We start from the raw sequence: 17,647 nt of genomic DNA on the forward strand, positions 1-17,647 counted from the left end.
TGGTGGCGGTCAGCCGCCGCCCTGCAGCGCCTTGGTGTGGGCGAGGCGGTAGGAGTCGCTGCCGGTTTCGATGATGTTGCCGCCGAACGTGAAGCGATCCACTCTCCAGGGCGAGCCGCACGGCCCGGTCCGTCCCCGGCCGCCGCACCGACGGCGGCCCGTCGAAGATCGGCGGCACCCTGACAAGCGTCAAGGCGGTACAGCGCCGCGTCGGCCCGGACAGCGCCGGTCCGCTCCTCCAGCGGGACGAACGAGCACGGCGTTACCGCATCGACGATGCCCTCGTGGCCGTCTCCAGCGTGCCGTCACTCTCGCCGACGCCCGCCCCGACCTGCTGCGCGGCGAACCGTCCGGGCCGGCTGCCTGACCGGCATGTGGCCCGCGTCAGGGCCGGACGGTGGCCGCCTCGGAACGCAGGTCCGGCCAGTCGCGCAGGACGTGGGTGACCTTGTCCGCCGGCACGGCGAGCCCGGAGGACTCGGTCAAGCATGATGCCCCCGTGCTCCGGCTGCCGCGGGGAGCTGGTCCAGGACAGAGGCCTGAAGCGCATTCGGGCCGGGCAGGCCATGCGCGGCGGCGAACAGCCGCGGCGGCAGCCGGATGCGGGCCAACTGCGACTGCTCTACCGTCTGGCGGGCCATCCAGCAAGCCCGGGTGAAGTGTTCGCCCGTCCCAAAGGCGAGCCGGTCGGTCCGCGGCCGCCACACCCTGCGCCGGCTGGCAAGCCGGTCCGCGACCATCACCACACCGGTCATCAGCACCACCGCGGTCACCGACACACGCGCCGGCACCACCTGTGCTCCGGTCAGGTGCCGCACCTGCGCGGCATAGCGAGAGCGCAACTGCTGCCACAGCAGGCCGCCCAGATCGGCCCGCACTCGTGCCGCACTGGCCGCGCCGAGTACATCGACATGCAGAAGGCGGCCGTGGTGACCGTCGGCGACCTGCGCCATCCGCGCTGCCGGGCTCGCGTCGCCCTCCAGCGGGTAGCCCCTCTCGGCGAGGATGCCCACCAGTGCATGCAGGGAAGCGCGTACGTGTCGCATCAGCCGCCAGTCGCCCGTGTCCGCGCGCAGCGCGTCCCCCACCCGCGCCCACGGCAGTGGCGGGAACGGCGAGGGCGTGAATTCCGGAGGGAGCGACGGCGGAGGCGGCGACGGCGGTGGAGGCGATCAACGAGCTGGTGCACGGTTGGCGGTGAGACGTCTTGATCTTCGGGGTGGCCGGTGTACACATCTGCCCTGTCGAGCTCAGGTCCACCGTCTGCTGGTGGGACAGCAGGCCGGCGATCGCTTGGACGGTGTCGCTCATGTGCTCGCGGGGGCCGAGGTGGCGGGCCAGAGCTCGCCAGTTCTGCAGACGGGGGCGGCAGCCGCAGCGCCCTCCTGAGGCGATCCGCTCCTCTCCCGCACTGCCGAGGGGCCGCGCTGTCGCTCGACGTCCGCCCACCCCGCTCCGAGGGTGCGCCGCAGCCTCCATGCGACTCAGCCTCGACGGGGTGCCGGTACAGAGCGGCGACGACCACGGAACGACTGCGAAGGAACACCGGTCGTCGACTGGTCGTCGAATGCCAACCGTGTCACCGTGCGGCCCGCTGGTGTGGGCGTAGCGGCCCCGAGTGTTATTGAATGAGGTTTGCGGTCAAGAATCCCGGGACTCTGTCGCCCGGGTTCTGGTACGGCTCCGACGTGGTGCCGGGGTCGGCGAGCGAGCTGAGAGAGTCGCATGGACTCCACCCCGCCCCCCTCGTCTGCGTCACCGTTCGACATGGTCAGCAGCGCTTTGGGGCAGTACATGCCAGTCGACGAAGCGGCAGCGGCCGCCGGTTCCGCCGACCCACAGGGGAACAACGCCGCCCGCCGAGACGTATCCGAAAACCCGACCCCCGCCGGTCAGGAGCAAATCCTCGGCGCGGTGAATCTGGACCGGGATCTGAGAATCACCCGCTGCAATCTGGACGCCCCGGTCTTCGCGGGGGTGGAGGCCGTGGCCGGGAGCCCCTTCGTCGATCTCCTGCCTCCTTCGGACGTACCGACGGTCACCCGGCGCCTGCGGCAGGTCCTCGAGACCGGTGAGCCGCACGTCGCTCGGGTCCAGCGCCTGCGACGCGGCGACGGGTCGGAGCTGGTGGTCTCGATGAGCATCCTGGCCGCCGCGGCGCCTCAGGAGGGCCTGACCGTCTCCCTGATCGCCATGGCCAGGAGGCTGCACCTGTACGCCGCCGAGACCGCCATCGGCACCTCGTTGGACATCGGCGAGACCGCGCAGTCGCTGGCGGAGTCCCTGCTGGCCTGGGGTGACGTCACCGCCATCGACCTCGACTTCGCCGTGTGGACGGGTGAGGCGGTCACCGAGCAGCCGCAGGGGCGCCTCCGGCTGCGGCGGGCGGCCCTGATGCCGGACCGGGCGTGGCCCGACGGCTACGTGACCCCGGGCGACGATCTTCCCGGCGATGCGAGTCGACTGCTGTCGCAGGCCATACGGCGTGACGATGCCGCGCAGGCCATCGTCATACCCGACCGAAAAGCGATCGAACGGGTGCTCGGCACTCCTCGGCTGGTATGTGCCCTGGTGCCCGGCGACCAGGCGTCGGCCGTGGCGTGCATACCGCTGGTTTTGGACGGCACGCCGCCCGTCGTCCTGGGTGTCGCGGAAGTCTGGCGGCGGGCGGACCGCCCCTTCGCGGACAACGAGCTCCTCGACCTGCAGGAACTGGTGGCCAGGACCTCCCACCACGTGGACCTGGCCCGTCAGCACCAGCGCGAGCACACACAGGTACTGGCTTTGCAGCGCCGACTGCTGCCACGGTCCAGCGGCGACACCATCCAAGCGGCCAGCGTCTACCAGCCCGCCACCCCCGACAGTGCGGGTGTCGGCGGCGACTGGGTGAACAGCTTTCCGCTGCCGGACGGCCGTACCGCGCTGGTGGTCGGAGACGTCGTCGGGCACGGGCTGGGCGCCGCGGCGACCATGGGACAGCTGAGCATGGAGGCCCGCGCGCTGCTGTCGGCGGGGCTGGCGCCCGACGAGGTGCTGGAGCACCTGGACGAGACGGTGTCGCTGCTGGACGACGCGGATTCCGGGCTGGCGGCCGGATACAGCGCCCTCGGGTCGACCTGCTGCATCGCCGTGTACGACCCGGTCAGCCACCACGTGGCGGTGGCCAGCGCCGGCCACCTCCCCCCGGTCCTGGTACCCCCGGACGGACCCGCCGGGCCGGTCGCTATACGCCCCCACCCCGGACTGGGCGCCGAGTTCGCGCTGCGGGAGCCCTACGACGTGCACGCGTTCTGTGCGCCCCCGGGCTCGCTGCTCGCTCTCTACACCGACGGCCTGGTGGAGGATCCCGCCCTGTCGATCGACGAGGGCATCGACAGGCTGACGGACGCCGTGTCCTCGGTGCACCCGTGGGACGCCCTGGACCAGGCCGCGCGGCGCGTGGTCTCGGCGGTGGCGCCCACGCGTCGGCGCGACGACGTGACTCTGCTGATCGCCCGCATGATCGGTTACCGCAAGGAGGACACCGCGACGTGGCGTCTGCCCGCCCGCGGCGACGCGGCCGCCCGGGCCCGCACACTGGTCTCCGAACTGCTGGGGCAGTGGAACGCCAGAGAGCACACCAGGGACAGCGTGCTGCTGGTGGTCGACGAACTGGTCGCCAACGCGGTCCGCTTCGCCCGCGGACCCATCACGGTACGGCTGATCAGGACCGGTCACGGACTGTTGTGCGAGGTGGGCGACACCGGCAACGGCAGGCCACGGCTGGGCCCGGCCGGGCTCCTCGACGACGCCGGCCGTGGCCTGCACGTAGTCCATGGGCTCACCACCCGGTGGGGGGTGCGGTGGACGGACAACGGGAAGGTGGTGTGGGCTTGGGTCGAGCGGTGACGGGGTGCCGGCTGGGCGGTGATGAGTCGTCAGCGGGGTGGTGGCGAGGCTCCGCCGGGTGGTGACGGGGCGCTGGCCGGGCGGCGCGGGAGCTGTTCGTCAGGCGGCGGCACCGGCGTCACGAGGGGCGCGAGTCCGCACTACAGCCACTCCCCCTCCAGGGCGGTGGCCGTGAGGCCCGGGGCAGCCGCGTACAGGACGGCACGGCTGCCCGCCTTCTGCCCGGCGTCGTACGCCCTCCGCATGATGTCGAACACGGCGGCGCCTCCGCGGTTGCCGCTGGTGTAGCTGTCCCGGCTGTAGCGCAGGAGCCCCGACGGCCACCCGTCGGGCATCGTCTGCTCCATGTACTCCAGCACACGCGTCCCGCCGGGGTGGGCGAGCAGGACGTCGGGGTGCCAGGAGCCGGGGTCGTCCTGGTATCGGAGGCGCAACCACTCCCACATCGCGGTGACCGTCTCCTGCACGGCGCGCGGCCCGCGCCGGTCCATCACGAAGTGGGTGCCGTCCTCCCGCGTCTCCAGGCGGTGCAGGTCCTGGGTGCCGGGCAGAGTGTGGTGGCAGGCGGTGTCCAGCCGCAGCGTCGACTCGGGCCTCGGGCGGCCCGTGACCACCGTGGCGACCGCAGTGTCCGCGAACAGCAACCGGACGATCAGGGATTCCAGAGTGTCGTCCGCGGGCTGGTAAGTCGTGCTCAGTGCCTCCGCGATCACGACCAGGACCACCCGGTCGGGGTCCGCGGCCACGAGATCCGCCGCCAGCGCCAGGGAGCGGGTCCCGGCTATGCACGCCCACTGCGTGGCCGGCAGCAGCAGCACGTCGCGCCGGAGCGGGAGTCTGTTGGCGAGGGAAACGTCCAGCCCCGGCAACGCCGGGGTGGTGGAGTGACTGGTGATCAGACAGTCGACGTCCGCGGCGTCCAGCCCGGCGATCTGCAGGGCCCCGCGCGCCGCACGCTCACCGTAGGACTGCACTGCCGACCAGGCCGGCGCAGTGCGTTCCTGGACGGTCTGCGGCGCGGGTATCGCCTCAAGGGCAGCGATCACGCGATCCACGTCCTGTTCGGTGAACCCGTCACCGGCCAGCGCCTCTCGGGCCGGCCCGATGCCGGCGGCCGGCAGGCCGCTTCCGCTCCCGGGTGCGACGGCGGCCTCCAACGGCAGCATCCAGCCACGGGTTTCGATGCCCGTACTGGCCGCGATGCCGTCGATCCGCGGCGCCCACGCCGCGTTCGGGTGCCGACCGCGCACTTCGTCCACAATCTGACTGGTCTGCACGGCGTGCTTGCCGTGTATCACGGCAGGCGGGCACAGGTATGCGGCCATGATTGGCGCCTTTCTACAGAGAACGAGATGAATTGTCACGGGCGCTGTACCATAGATCACTTGTGAGCTATTCAACCAAGTCCATGACAGTGCGCTCTGGTTAGGGACTCCATGTCCGTTTCGAGCATGGATGCCACAGGGGCGTTCGCGCTGTGATCTGGGCAACTTGGGAGGTTCTGCGATGCGTGACACCGCGCACACTGCTGCAGAGGGGCCGACGCGGTGCCGCGCGGCCTGACATGCCACCGGTGGACCTCGCCATCGCCGCCACCGCGGCTCACCACGGCCTGGCTGTCCTCCACGACGAGGAGCCGGTGGTGCCGATCCGTAGGGTCCCACACCCGTAGGCGCGGTGTCCCGGGTCCTGAAACGCGGTTGTACGAGTTCGTCGAGCCCAGGGTGCCCCTGGTACGGAACGCGAGGAGCGGGGCGAGAAGTACGTCGAACTCACGGGCGGGGGAAGAGCCCCGACAGCGGTTGCGGTCCCGACCGGACCTGCGCGAGCCCGCCCGCGACCTGCCGACCGACGACCACCGGCACGGGGCCGCGGCCAAACTGGGCCGTTCCGGTCCAGCTTCGGTCAGGCACGGCCGACAGGAACGTGACCGCTTGCGAAGTCCGGGCCGCCGGCCTGGGGTTCGCATGGTGACGACCATCGAACTCGCGCTCTCAGTTCGGGTTGCGACGGGACGCCCGCTGACGTACTCCTGCAGAGCGAAGAAGGGGGGCCGACGGCGGCGGTCACGGACATGGCCAGGTAGCGGAACGGCTCGGACCGTTCCGCCCGTTCCAGGCGTCCTCCAGCAGCCAGTGCACCCGTTCGAACCCGCCGCTGGTACCGAGCGTCTTGCCCAAATGGCGGAACCGGGCGACCGTGAGCCGGTCCCCGTCGGGCAGCCACACATCATGGGCGGCCAGGTGTTCCGCCATGCGACGGACCCGTTCCACGTCCTCCCAATAACGCCGGCAATAGGCCGCGTTCTTGGCGGCGACACCTGAGAACAACCGGCTGTAGATCTCCATCGCGTCTGCCGCCGACGCGGGCAGTCCCCGGTCACCAGACAGCCCGGGGCGTCGGAGAGGTAGATGCGGGCGACGAACCCCCCGTAGCCCAGTTCAAGGATCGTCCACGGGCAACCTCGCGTGAGCTGGCCGCGGACCACTTCCGCGTCCGCGACGATGCTGTCGGCCCGGACGGGCCCAAGTATGCGGCGAGTTCGCCATCCGAACGGCCGGAGGCGGTGAGTCGGGGCGGCCCTGGGCGAGAGGACGAGCACTGCGCCGTCATCGGCCGTGATCCGCGGACGATCATCCGCTCCGTGCAGTACATCGTCTCCTACGACGACCCGGCCGGCCACCGACCGGAAGATCATCACGGAGCTCATCGCCGCAGGCGTGACGCACATCGTGCTGAGCCTGCGAAATCTCTGTCCCCCACAAGCCGTCCGGTGGCTCGCCGACGAGATCATCGCGCCAGTGCGCAGCGCAACCGGAACATTCTGAGGACAGGCCGGCCCGCCACCCAGCAAGGCGCTTCCGGGCTCCCGAAGAGCTGCAGGACGGGCCGTGTTGCCGACCACCCGCGATTCGGCAGTACCGGTCACCGGCCTCGGTCTCACGCAAGGGGGCCACCGCGAGGATCGGCGGCACCGATTTCGAAACCAGCCCTTCTGGAAGCGCCGTGCCGCCCACACCGAGTCCCGAAGGGAGGACAGCTCGAAGATGTCGGTGAGGTGGTCCAGGCGCTCGTAGAGGTGGATGAGTTGCCGGGTCAGGTGGGCGCCTTCTTCGGAGGGCCCCATGTGCCGGACCATGTACAGGTCGAGGAACTGCCGGGCCTCTTCCAGGGTCTTGGGGGCGGTGTCCTGGTCGATGCCGAGGATCCCGCCGATCAGGCGCCAGGCGTAGAAGTACGCTTCGGCTCCCTCGACGCTCATGTGGATGCCGAGCCGGTGCAGGCTGTCCAGGACCAGGAGGGAGAAGCACTACCAGTGCATCATGGCCGCAAAGCCCTCTACGCCCGCGAGTTCACCGGTGAGGACGCCCGGTCAGCCGCGATCACAGTGTGGAACATCCACTACAACTACCACCCGCCGCATAGTGCTGCCGCCCGAAAGCCGCCGGCAGCACGCCTCCGCGAGAGCGTCACCAACGTCGAGCCCTCATACACCCCGTGTTCACCTGGGCGCGATCCGGGTCAGGCTTCTTCCGCCGGGCCGTCCACGGGCCAGTCCCCGGACGGCTCGTCCGTCAGACGGCCCCCGAAGGGCCTGGTGACCACGAGACGGCGCACCTCGTAGGACATTTCGAGAGTCTCGGGTTCGGGTGCGGGGTGGTAACGGCCCGCGCACACCGACAGGTTGACGATGAGGTAGGCCTGCCAGCCAGAACCCACGCCCCGTCCGTCGGCGAAGATCCGCTCGCCGTCGAGGGTCCACACCACACTGCGCCGTCCGAAGGTCACGCCCAGATCGAGGACGGCCCCCGGACGCACCGCGTCGTGACGGATATAACTCTGGCCCTGCCCCACATGGTTGGTCAGCTCCAGAAGGTCAGGGTTGTCGGGGTGGTACTCAAAGACGTCGACCTCGTTGCCGCCGTCCCGCCAGGTCCAGATGGCAGGCCAGGCACCCAGCTCGGTAGGCAGCCGTACCGTAGTCTCCAGGTGGTCCCCGGTGCGCACCATGAACCCCTCGGCGCTTCCCTCGGTGGTCAGTAGTCCGGCGTCCCACAGGCCGTCCGCCCTGCGTCGGGCCCTGAACGTACCCAGCCGGGAGTAGGCGGAGTCCGCTGTGAGGTGATCGAGTTTGTTGTCGCCGGGGTTGGTGGGCCCTCCGTCCGGATAGGCCCAGGACCGGCCCGCAACCCACTGGCGGTCCGAGGAGAAATCGGCGCTGAACGCGACAGCACTCACATGCGCTCTCCTTGCTGTCAGAAACGACTATGCCCCCCGTTGCATCTCCTGACGCGCCCCCCGCCATGCGCCATCCGCCCACACACGACGCGCAATTCAGCCTCCCGGGTGACGAACCGCTGTGGACGCGGCCAGTCACGCCAGGGCCCAATCCAGCGCCGTCCACTGCGCGCCCAACCGGCGCGGCGTTCCCCGTCACAGCGTCCGCAGCTGTCGCGTGCCCTGCCGCGCCTGACCGGGGTGTCGGTCACCGGAACGGCAGTTGGACGCGGGCAGCCAGCCGAGGTGCAGGGCGGCACTGAATCCGCCGACCCGGACCGCAAGAAGCGCGCCGGGGTGAACAACAAAAACGATGGCCCAAGGCGCTCCCGCTCGACTCTGCGGCGACCGCCGCCCCGGACCCGCTGGGGTTCCGGGTCCGTGCCACTGTGCGCTGACCCGGCTACGGCCCGCTGCACCTCGCGCACCTCTGCCGAGTCGGCGGGTTTGCGACGGAACAGGAACCGAGGTGAGCGGGGCTTATCGCGACTGCGCCCAGTCGTAGAGATGGTGAGCGCTGTCTCCGAAGCGCGTGGCGTAGAGCATGGGGCCTGTCCGCCCGCGAGTTCCTGGTCAGTGGTGGTGGACGCCCACGACGGTGCGGGTGCCGAATTGGGCCAGGTGGGGGCCACCGCTCGATCCGGGTGACATGTTGCAGGTCTCACCCCACAGCAGAGGGGCCTTGGGACCGGGGTGGCTCGTGCCGGCGCAGTGGATCATGAGTGATACCACGTCTGTCACGGTTCCGCGAGGTCCTTCACGAGGCGGTCAAGGGCAGCTCGGACGGCAAGAGCACGTTGTCGTAGCCGGGCCGAGGCGGCGATGCCGAGCAGGGGCGCGACCTTGCCGTCGCCGGCTTCGAACGCCAAGGCGCCCGCACGCCGTTGGCCACCATTCGCCGGGTTCTCGACGCTGATCCTGGCGCTTGTGGTGTCGGTCTTCTTCCGGGTCACGGCCCGTCCACGCCTTGGCGTCCGCCTGGGCGGCGCCGTCAGGCGGCGCTCGGCCTCAGCGGCCGGGACCTTGAACGCCTTCGTGCCGATGAGGGGGCGGCGTTCGAAGTGCGGGAGCCTGGCGTGCATTCTTCGGGTTCGTGGGAGACGCCGGAGCTTCTCGGGGGCCGGACGCGGTGCCGACACCACCGGGTTCACATCGCGGCGATGCCCTCCATGCCGGATTCGGCGAACGCGGACAGCCCGTCGGCCGTTGTGGTGACCTTGGTGAGGGATCCGTTCTTCTCGACGCGGAATCCGTCGACCGTTCCGGAGGTGGCGTTCTGGACGTAGACGAACTTGGCGTCCTTGGTCACGGCGATGTCGATCACGCCCTGCGATTTCGAGGAGGGCGGGGTGGCGAGGCCGACCTCGTTGGTCAGGGCGAGCCGTCCGTGCTTGTCCATGCGGTACCCGGCGACGGTGGAGTTGCCGGTGTTGCCGCCGTAGAAGAAGTCTCCCGCGCGCTCCAGCCAGCACAGGACCTCCTGGCCGTTCGCGAGCGGCTGCTGGAGGACCTGCAACTTGCCGTTGTGGTGGACCTGGTAGACGGTCACCGTGGACTTCTCGGCCTCGGCGACCAGCATCCGGTTGCCGGTCCTGTCGAAGCTGATCGCGAACGGCACGTTGTCGGCGGACTTGTTGACGACCGGCTCGGCGACGGCCGGCAGGCCGTTCTTCTTCAACGGGAAGACCTCGACGGTGTTGTTCCCCTTGGTGGTGACCACCACGTTGCGGCCGTCCGGGGTGATCTCGACCTCGCCGGGCGAGGTGTCGAATCGCGGTACGTCCTTGTTGGCCAACCCCAGGGATCGGAAGGACCCTCCCATCGGAACGAGCCCCTTGCCGGTGATCCGGAAGCCCTGGACGCTGCCCTTGCCGCCCGCGTTCATGACGTACGCGATCTTGCCGCGCACCGCGACGCTGGACGGGAACTCGCCGCCGGTGTCGACAACTCGACGGTGCTTCAGTTTCGTTCCCTCGACGCGGAAGGAGGTCAGCGTGCCGGTGCCCGCGTTGACCGCCAGCAGCATCCCGGAGGCGTCGTCGTAGACGAGGGAGCCCTGGGAGGCGAGGGAGTCGGTGGGGGCGTCGACCTGGTCGCCGCCCTTGCCTCCCGTGGCGTAGCTGCCGGCGGGTTTCAGCTTGCCCTGGTCGTCCCGTGCGAAGACGTGGATGGTGTTGCCGTTCAGCTCGTTGCCCTGCACGAACACGGCATGGTCGGCTGCGGCTCCGGACGCCCCGTACTGGCTCGCCGAGGCCAGGGACACGGCCACGGTCGCCGCCGCCACGGTGGCGAGGGCACTGCCGCCGATCACGACGCGCCGCGTCCTGGACTTCGCCCGGTGACCACGACGTGCTCCGTCCCACCGGCGGCTCGGACGGTGCTCACTTCGCTCGCCGTACATACTCATGTCCCGCTCCTTTGATTCCTCGTGGGGTTCGTGCGTCCGCGGTGGTGGTCGCGGACGGGACAAGAGTGGTCGGTGGTGGCAGGGAGGTGTGAGGGGAACGGGGGCCACGTCAGACTCTCGTAAGCAGTTCGCCGGGCGATCAGGGGCCGTCAATGTACAAAGGCGCTCGGACGTACCGGAACGGGCAGGAGCCGAGTGGGATCGGGCATGAAACTGCGTGTCTCTCCGCCGGTGTTCAAGGGCAGGTTGCATGACGCCCGCATGGCGACCTCGATCGGCCGTTGACTGGGGCCGGCGTTCGCCCTGTGCTTCGTCACCGGGCTCGTCAGCCACTTCCTGCAGCATCCGGGATTTCTCGGTGTGCCAAGCCACTGAGCGACGGCTTCTCCGCCTGGCCTGTCCCGACCCGGTCACATGGCAACCTGGTGGCTGGCCCGGCGATGTACGCCGACGGCTTCCTCAAGCCGGTCGGCCGGGACGAGCACGAGGTCGCCGTCGTAGCTCGCCGCGGTCCAGACCGGGAGTTGGCCGGCGGCGAGCGGCGCGACGATGGCACTGCGCATCCCCGTCGCTTTACAGGTCGTGCGCGTCGTCGCCGTTCCACAGCGCCGCCCATCCGTCCTCGGCTGTGTCAGCACGGAGCATCGCCGCGCCTCCGTCCGGAACGAGCACGAGCGCGAGCAGGCCGGTGCCGGCGGCGACCGGGCGGATGTCGGACACCCGCCCGGGAACGAGCGGCCCTCGAGCACCCGCAGGTTCTGAGTTCGAGCCGCCGGTGTCGAGGCCATTTGCGTCATCCTCGACACGGAGTTCCTGACTACCGCCAGCGGCGGCCCGGCACCCGGCTTGGTTACTGGCGAGTCACAATGCCTTGTAAGATCCACTCCGACCAACGCAAGCCCAATCTGGGGGAAACAATCATGACCAAGCGCTTTTCCGCGCTGGCCGTCTCTGCGGCCATCGTCGGAGGCTTCTTCATCACGTCGATGCCCGCTCACGCCGCCACGTCGGCCGACCGGGGCGAGGTATCGGTCAAGGCGTCCGTCACCTGCAACACGAGCCAGCTGCGCCAGCAGATCGCCAACCTCAAGACCAAGGCGGCGAAGCTGAAGCAGCTGGGTGAGACCGCGGCGGCCAAGAAGGCGCTCAACGACGCGGCCGCCCTCCAGAAGAAGCTCGACGCGTGCATCAAGGCTGACGACGACGCGAGCAAGCCCTTCCCCGGATAAGTTTCCGGTTTCGACGTGTGGCGCTGCCCGTCCCGCTCCACGGATGGGTGGCGCCACACGCTTGCCCGACACCGCTCCGCGTCTACCGTCACGCCGCCGCCTGCCTTCTCGAACAGCCTCTGCAGAAGATCAACGCCGACTTCGGCACGTGAACTCGCCTGCCGCACCTTCGGACAGCACCTGGCCCGCCCTCTCCGGCCAACTCCCCGTTTTGTCAAGCAGTTCGGGAGCGCTCCCAGTCATCGGGGGCAGGACGACCATCCGTCGATCACGAGCGGGATGCTCGTCGCCCGTCACACCCCTGACGCCGTACTGGGCAGAGTCAGCGCCACCAACGGATTCCTCCAGGCGGCGGCCTCCTTGTCGGGCATGCGGGCCCGGCTCACTGCTGAGTGAGGCACTGGGTGTCGTGACGATGATGAACCTGTGCTGCGTCACCGTCGCCCTGTCCGCCGGAACGACGCTGCTCATGCCGCGGCGTCAGCCCCCGGCCGGGCGCCGGAGGAGAAGCCGGGAGAGCCCCCACCAGTGCGGAGGAGCCCCAGCCGATGCCCGGCTGGAGCTCCTCGACGCGATGAGTACCGGTCGACGGTCAGCGTTGCAGGGTGAGAACGCCCGGCCGCCACGGCAGCTGGTCGTAGGGACCGCTCGCGCTCGGGGACTTGCCCTGGTAGAGGAACTGCAGGTTGCATGGGTCGATGGTCTTGGTCTGGTCGGGGTTGTTGCGGACCAGGTCACCGTGACTGATGTCGTTGGTCCAGGTGGCACCGCTGTTGGCCTTGCCCGCGAAGGGGTTGGACTCGGTGGCGGCCTGCGGGGTCCATGAACCGCTCAGGCTGGAGGCCGTGAACGAGCGGAAGAAACGCTGCTCATTCGCACCCCGAGCCTCGACGATCATCAGGTACTGGTTCTGGCCCTGGACCTTGTAGACCTCCGGCGCCTCGAACAGGTTCTTCACCGTGTCACTCATGACCGTCGTGTACGACGAGCCGAAGTTGCCCGGGAAGTTCCCGATCGGCATGCTCGCCCGGTAGATCTTGCCGTTGTCACCGGCGAAGAACAGGTACATGTTCTGGTCGTCGGCGATCAGGGTCTGGTCGATCGGGGCGGCGCCGGAGATGCTGCCGGTGAACAGCGGCTGCGGTGCGGACCAGCCGTTGGGGTTGGTGGGGTCGCTCGACGTGCGGTAGATGAAGGGCCAGGCACCCCACTGGTAGGCCAGCACCCAGATGTTCTTGGGTGCGAAGTAGAACAGGGTCGGCGCCACCGCAGCCTGGCTCATGCCGGTCTGGCCGGCCGACGCCATGTCGGACCAGTTCGTGAAGGGCGCGAACCGCATCGAGCCGTACGACGATCCCGACACGTTCGACGCGTAGACCAGGTGCTTGCCGTTGTAGACCACGTTGGTGAAGTCCTTCAGCGAGACCCACCCGTTCGCCGGCTGCGCCAACGCTCCCGTCGACGTCCACCGGTACGAGGACGGCAGAGTGCAGTTGCCACCGCCCGGCGGGGTCGTCCCGGACAGGCCGGTCCACTTCTGGTTGCTGCCGCCGTTGCACGTCCAGATCTCCACCGCCGTGCCGTTGGCCGTACCGGAGCCCGTGACGTCCAGGCACAGTCCGGACTCCACGCCGACGATCGTGCCGTCGGAGTTCACTCGCCACTGCTGGTTCGCACCCCCGCTGCAGGTCCAGATCTGCACGCGCGTACCGGCCGTGGTGGCGTGGCCCGGAACGTCAAGGCACTTGTTGCCGAACACGGTCAGCTGGTTGCTGTCCGTCGCTGTCCACTGCTGGTTGGTCCCGCCCGAGCAGTCCCAGATCTGCAGGTACGTGCCGTCGGTCTGGCTGGAGTTCGGCACATCGAGACACCGGCCGGCGGCGACACCGCGCAAGGCGCCGCTGGAGGCCGCCTGAGCCGGATTGGCGACGAGCATCGCCGCCAACGCGACCAGGGCCGCGATCGCAGCGGCGAGCACCACGGACACGCGTCCGCGGTCGAAACTACGTCTGCGCATGGGGACCTCGTTGTCCTTGAGTGAGCGGTTCCGGCTGCCCCGCGCGGAGGCCGGCCGGACGGTCGAGGTGGTGCGGTGCGTAGCGGGTCCGCGGCACTGGATTGACCCTTTGGAACCGGGGCGGCGGCGAAGGGCCCGTGGCGGCCGTCTGCGCACGACAGCGAAAGGTTTGGCAGGGCCATGACATATGCATCGTGCGGCATACCCCTTGCGACTCAAGCGGCAGACGTGTGCGGTGACGTCCTGCTGTGCGAGTGGAGCGGCCCCCATGTTCGCCATGCCGAACAACAGTCGAACCATCGAGCAATCTGGATGATAGAGAACCGCAGAACGGCGTCAATACTTTTCGCATGATGCGCCGGTGAGCCCGAAACATTCGGTGCCGCGGGGAGCCACGAGAACTCGCTGACGACGAGACGAGTTCGCCCGGTCGGCTGAAACCGGCTGCTGACGTCGCCGACTTTCAGCCGCAATCCCGGTCAACGGCCTTCACAACGGGTTCTCCCTCGGTACGAGAGCCGGCCCGTGGCGGGGCCGTGGACGAGGCGGAGTGCGCCGGTCCGGAGTGCTGCACGGCATGCGGGCGGAAGGAGGTGGGGGTGACGGAAACGCGTCTGGTCTCGGGCGTTGAACCCGTGAGGGATCTGTGAATCCTCGGAGAAGAGTGGCACTGCGTTTGCAGCGCCGGTTTTCGGCCGTCGAGCGAGCACCAGTCCCCCGCAGTCACCTCGTGGCCGGGCCGGGTGCCGAGGGGCCAAGCAGTCCGGGCTCCAGTGGCGCCGTCCAGGACAGTGCCGAGTCCCTGTTGACACCCCTTGCACTGGGAACCCGGGGGTCATGAGCAAGACCGCGCTGATCGTCATCGACATGATCAACACGTACGACCACCAGGATGCCGAACAGCTGCTGCCTTCGGCCCGCGAGGTGGTCCCGATCCTCGCCGACCTGCTGAAAACAGCACGGTCGAAGGACGTCGCGGTGATCTACGTCAACGACAACTTCGGTGAGTGGCGCTCTCATCACGGTGAGCTGCTCCAGCAGGCTCTCGCAGGACCGCATGCCGATCTCGTCGAATCGGTGCAACCGGACCGCGCATCGCTGTTCGTGCTCAAGGCGCGCCATTCGGTGTTCTTCGAGACCCCGCTGTCCTACCTGCTGCGTCAGCAGGACATCGGGCGGCTGGTGATGTGCGGCCAGGTAACGGAGCAATGCGTGCTCTACTCCGCCCTCGACGCCCACATCCGCCACTTCGAGGTCGTCGTCCCGCGTGACGCTGTCGCCCACATCCACTCCGATCTCGCGGAGGCGGCATTGCGGATGATGGAGCGCAACATGGGTGCGCGGGTGTGTGACAGTCGCGAGCTGTGGGACTGAGCGGCGTACCGGTGTCCTTGGACGGAGGGTCGGCTGCTCCGGGCCTGTAAGCACGCGACGATCCCTTCCGCGGCTCGACAGGTCCGGCCGTTGAAGCAGGTCGTCCGCTGTGCCGGGGTGAGGTCCGGGCGAGCGGTTCGGCGCACTCGGGTGACGGCGGCCCTTCCATTCACTTCGACGACATGGCCGCGGGCGACTTCGCAGTGGCCGTAGCCCTGCCCGATGCCGGGGTCCATTCGGCCCCGCGGTCAGGGTCATGTGCCGATGCCGGACCGATGCTGCCCGATCACCAGCCGCCGGCGAAGATATGCCTCACCGCTGCCGAGATTCGTACCCGTTCCGAGGCGCTGCACGACGTCACCCGGTTCGGCGCGGACACGGTCTTCCCGCGGGCGGTGGGGCCGTCGAGATCACCGCGGGCTGGACCCGCGCCCCTCGTTACCCTTTTCGTGACTCAGCAATGGTGCCTCCGGCCTTCGGGTCCGGCATTGGCCTCACCCATGATCTTGATGGTCCGGCGGGTGGTGCCACCGGGTCCGCAGGCGTCGACGGACCGCTGGGGGCTTGAGCTACGGCTTCACCTGGGCGGGCGCCGCCGCCGTCGCACGCCACGACGTCGGGAGCGTCTTCGGAGTCTCCAGTGCCGGGCACGGCTGGTCGATCGCGACGCGAAAATCGCCGGTCCAGCGGCCGGCCTCCTCACGGACCTGACCTGGAACGGTCAGCAGAACCTCCCGGTGTTCGGCCCCGACCGACTGACGCCCGACGGCATGGCCGAGCTGATCAGCCAGAAACTCGGGCGCCCGGCCGTCAGGACCACGGCATCCACGACAAGGACGGGGCGGCCGTCGAGCCGACGCCGACGGGCTTCCGGACCTGGTTCAGGGACGTGCTCAAGCCCGCCGTGGACGCCGCGGCATCCTGATCCGGACGAGCCTCGGCCCGCTCGCGGCGACATCGCCGCCACCCTCGCTCTCCTGCTGCACGAGCCGAACGCAACGCGGGGCCGGCACCCGTCGAGGAGGTGGTCCGAGGGAACGGCCGCGCTTGACCCGCCTGGATGCCAGATCCTCGGGGGCCAGGCCCGTACCGTGTCGGACCTGGCCCCGGCCCGTCAGTTCTGCAGGCGCCAGTGCTGGTTGGCGCCGCCCGAGCAACTCCACATCTGGACCTTCGTCCCGTTGGCGGTGCCCTGGCCGTTGGCGTCCAGGCAGAGCCCCGACTGCGCTGCCGTGATCGTGCCGTCGGGGTTGATGTTCCACTGCTGGTCCGGCTGCCCGCTGCAGTCCCAGATCGCCGCGGGGGTGCCGTTGCCCGCGCCCTGGCCGACTCCCAGGCACTTGTTGCCGTAGACGACCAGCTGCTTTCCGGTGGTGTGGGTCCACCGCTGGTTGGAGCCGCCGTTGCAGTCCCACAGCTGCGCCTGCGTGCCGTTGGCCGTGGTCGAGTTGTTGATGTCGAGGCAGCGTCCGGACTGCTGGCCGACGATCTCCTGATTTTCGGAGGGCTGCGGCGTCGGCGGCGTGCTCGAGCCGAACTGGGTGAAGAACTGCCACACCGCCGCCGACGTCCAGGTGCGCCAGCCGCCACCGGTGGAACCGTCGATGGGGCCCGGGTCGTGACCCGCTCCGTCGAACGCGGCCCAGACGACTGGGTAGCCGGACCTGCATCCCGAGTAGGTGGTGATGATGTGCGTCAGGCTTCCGTTGGCCGGCTCGGGCGGGTTCTGCGGGGTGCAGCCGTTCGCCCGGACGAAGGTGTTGCGCAGGTCTCGTCCCGACTGGATGGGCAGCACGTTGTCCCTGAGGCCGTGCAGTCCCATGTAGGCGATGGGCTGGCTACCGCCGTTGCAGCCGCTGAGGTTGGCGCCGGAGTAGACCGCGACCGCGCGGAAGACCGTCGCCCGGGAGCAGGCGAGGGCGTACGACATCGCGCCGCCGTAGCTGAAGCCGGCGGAGAACAGCTGGGTGGTGTCCACGCACAGACCTGATTCGATCTGGTTGACCATGGCGTCGACGAAGGCCACGTCCTGGCCGCCGGGGTTGGCCCAGCCGTTGCCGTTGCCCTGGGGGGCGACGAAGATCGTGCTGTTGTTCGCGTTGTCCGCCAAGCGCCTGAGGCCGTAGTAGGACCAGTTGTACCCGTCCGTGCCGCCCGAGTCGACGTCGTTCGCTGTCCCGCCCCGCCAGTGGAAGCCGAAGACGAGCCGGTAGGGGTGGTTGCTGTCGTAGCCGGCCGGGACCCGCAGGATGTAACTGCGGTTCTGGCCGCCGCTCTGAATCGTGTGGTTGCCGCTGGTCAGCGTCGGGGCCTTGCCACAACCGGCGCTCGCCGCGGCGGCGGACTGCGTGCTCGGCGTGGGTGCGCCGAGGGCGCTGCTGAACGAGGTGCCCGCGGTTGTCAGGATGAGAAGCAGTGCGGCCACGATGGACATTAAGAGCGGTTTACGTTCCA

14 protein-coding genes and 4 pseudogenes are annotated in these 17,647 nt (G+C 69.3%); 5 read left to right on the top strand and 13 right to left on the bottom strand.

Annotated elements, in window-relative coordinates; genetic code table 11:
• Nucleotides 1-9: 9 nt before the first annotated feature.
• Both ACZ39I_RS37275 and ACZ39I_RS37280 read right to left on the bottom strand, forming a co-directional pair.
• Nucleotides 10-102, bottom strand: a pseudogene (locus ACZ39I_RS37275) (IS21-like element helper ATPase IstB); the annotation flags it as partial.
• Nucleotides 103-482: 380 nt separating this feature from the next.
• Nucleotides 483-1,088, bottom strand: a complete 606-nt coding sequence (locus ACZ39I_RS37280; protein WP_467249528.1) for an HD domain-containing protein — start codon at nt 1,086-1,088, stop codon at nt 483-485.
• Between the two features lie 637 nt (nt 1,089-1,725).
• Between ACZ39I_RS37280 and ACZ39I_RS37285 the strand changes: the two genes are divergently transcribed.
• Entirely contained in the window at nt 1,726-3,888 is a 2,163-nt protein-coding gene (locus ACZ39I_RS37285) for an ATP-binding SpoIIE family protein phosphatase (protein ID WP_467249530.1), read from the top strand.
• Nucleotides 3,889-4,028: 140 nt separating this feature from the next.
• Here the strand turns inward: ACZ39I_RS37285 and ACZ39I_RS37290 are convergent, their stop codons facing one another.
• The 3 genes and pseudogenes from ACZ39I_RS37290 to ACZ39I_RS37300 all read right to left on the bottom strand — a co-directional run.
• Complete coding sequence (locus ACZ39I_RS37290; RefSeq protein WP_467249532.1) at nt 4,029-5,213, bottom strand: beta-ketoacyl-[acyl-carrier-protein] synthase family protein; 1,185 nt, start codon at nt 5,211-5,213, stop codon at nt 4,029-4,031.
• Between the two features lie 741 nt (nt 5,214-5,954).
• The gene (locus ACZ39I_RS37295; RefSeq protein ID WP_467249534.1) at nt 5,955-6,236 is read right to left on the bottom strand and encodes a hypothetical protein; all 282 of its coding nucleotides are present in this window, start codon (nt 6,234-6,236) and stop codon (nt 5,955-5,957) included.
• Nucleotides 6,237-6,892: 656 nt separating this feature from the next.
• Nucleotides 6,893-7,195 (bottom strand): annotated as a pseudogene (locus ACZ39I_RS37300) (oxygenase MpaB family protein); the annotation flags it as partial.
• A gap of 30 nt (nt 7,196-7,225) precedes the next feature.
• Here ACZ39I_RS37300 and ACZ39I_RS37305 point away from each other — a divergent pair.
• Nucleotides 7,226-7,384, top strand: a pseudogene (locus ACZ39I_RS37305) (IS481 family transposase); the annotation flags it as partial.
• A 26-nt stretch (nt 7,385-7,410) separates the two neighbouring features.
• Here the strand turns inward: ACZ39I_RS37305 and ACZ39I_RS37310 are convergent.
• The 4 genes from ACZ39I_RS37310 to ACZ39I_RS37325 form a co-directional block, all read right to left on the bottom strand.
• Entirely contained in the window at nt 7,411-8,127 is a 717-nt protein-coding gene (locus ACZ39I_RS37310) for a beta-glucanase (protein ID WP_467249536.1), read from the bottom strand.
• 612 nt (nt 8,128-8,739) lie between these two features.
• Entirely contained in the window at nt 8,740-8,907 is a 168-nt protein-coding gene (locus ACZ39I_RS37315) for a hypothetical protein (RefSeq protein ID WP_467249538.1), read from the bottom strand.
• Entirely contained in the window at nt 8,904-9,119 is a 216-nt protein-coding gene (locus ACZ39I_RS37320) for a hypothetical protein (RefSeq protein WP_467249540.1), read from the bottom strand. The genes ACZ39I_RS37315 and ACZ39I_RS37320 overlap by 4 nt, the downstream gene beginning before the upstream one ends.
• 194 nt (nt 9,120-9,313) lie before the next feature.
• On the bottom strand, nt 9,314-10,573 hold the full coding sequence (locus tag ACZ39I_RS37325) for a lactonase family protein (protein ID WP_467249542.1): 1,260 nt from the start codon (nt 10,571-10,573) through the stop codon (nt 9,314-9,316).
• Nucleotides 10,574-10,780: 207 nt separating this feature from the next.
• Here ACZ39I_RS37325 and ACZ39I_RS37330 point away from each other — a divergent pair.
• Nucleotides 10,781-10,921 (top strand): annotated as a pseudogene (locus tag ACZ39I_RS37330) (molybdopterin-dependent oxidoreductase); the annotation flags it as partial.
• Nucleotides 10,922-10,983: 62 nt separating this feature from the next.
• On the opposite strand, the gene ACZ39I_RS37335 reads toward ACZ39I_RS37330, so the two are convergent.
• Nucleotides 10,984-11,136, bottom strand: a complete 153-nt coding sequence (locus tag ACZ39I_RS37335; protein ID WP_467249544.1) for a hypothetical protein — start codon at nt 11,134-11,136, stop codon at nt 10,984-10,986.
• A 10-nt stretch (nt 11,137-11,146) separates the two neighbouring features.
• A complete protein-coding gene (locus ACZ39I_RS37340) occupies nt 11,147-11,293 on the bottom strand; it encodes a hypothetical protein (protein ID WP_467249546.1) in 147 nt (48 codons plus the stop codon).
• A gap of 200 nt (nt 11,294-11,493) precedes the next feature.
• Here ACZ39I_RS37340 and ACZ39I_RS37345 point away from each other — a divergent pair, with 200 nt between their 5' ends.
• Nucleotides 11,494-11,802: a hypothetical protein gene (locus ACZ39I_RS37345; RefSeq protein ID WP_467249548.1), complete on the top strand. Its 309-nt coding sequence runs from the start codon at nt 11,494-11,496 to the stop codon at nt 11,800-11,802.
• 592 nt (nt 11,803-12,394) lie between these two features.
• On the opposite strand, the gene ACZ39I_RS37350 is transcribed toward ACZ39I_RS37345, so the two are convergent.
• Nucleotides 12,395-13,819, bottom strand: a complete 1,425-nt coding sequence (locus ACZ39I_RS37350) for a non-reducing end alpha-L-arabinofuranosidase family hydrolase (RefSeq protein WP_467249550.1) — start codon at nt 13,817-13,819, stop codon at nt 12,395-12,397.
• Between the two features lie 837 nt (nt 13,820-14,656).
• Here ACZ39I_RS37350 and ACZ39I_RS37355 point away from each other — a divergent pair.
• Nucleotides 14,657-15,193, top strand: coding sequence for a cysteine hydrolase family protein (locus ACZ39I_RS37355; RefSeq protein ID WP_467249552.1), 537 nt, complete (start codon nt 14,657-14,659; stop codon nt 15,191-15,193).
• A 1,114-nt stretch (nt 15,194-16,307) separates the two neighbouring features.
• Here ACZ39I_RS37355 and ACZ39I_RS37360 read toward each other — a convergent pair.
• Entirely contained in the window at nt 16,308-17,627 is a 1,320-nt protein-coding gene (locus ACZ39I_RS37360) for an RICIN domain-containing protein (protein ID WP_467249554.1), read from the bottom strand.
• Between the last annotated feature and the right edge of the window lie 20 nt (nt 17,628-17,647).

This window comes from Streptomyces sp. NPDC024687 (genome assembly GCF_055559055.1).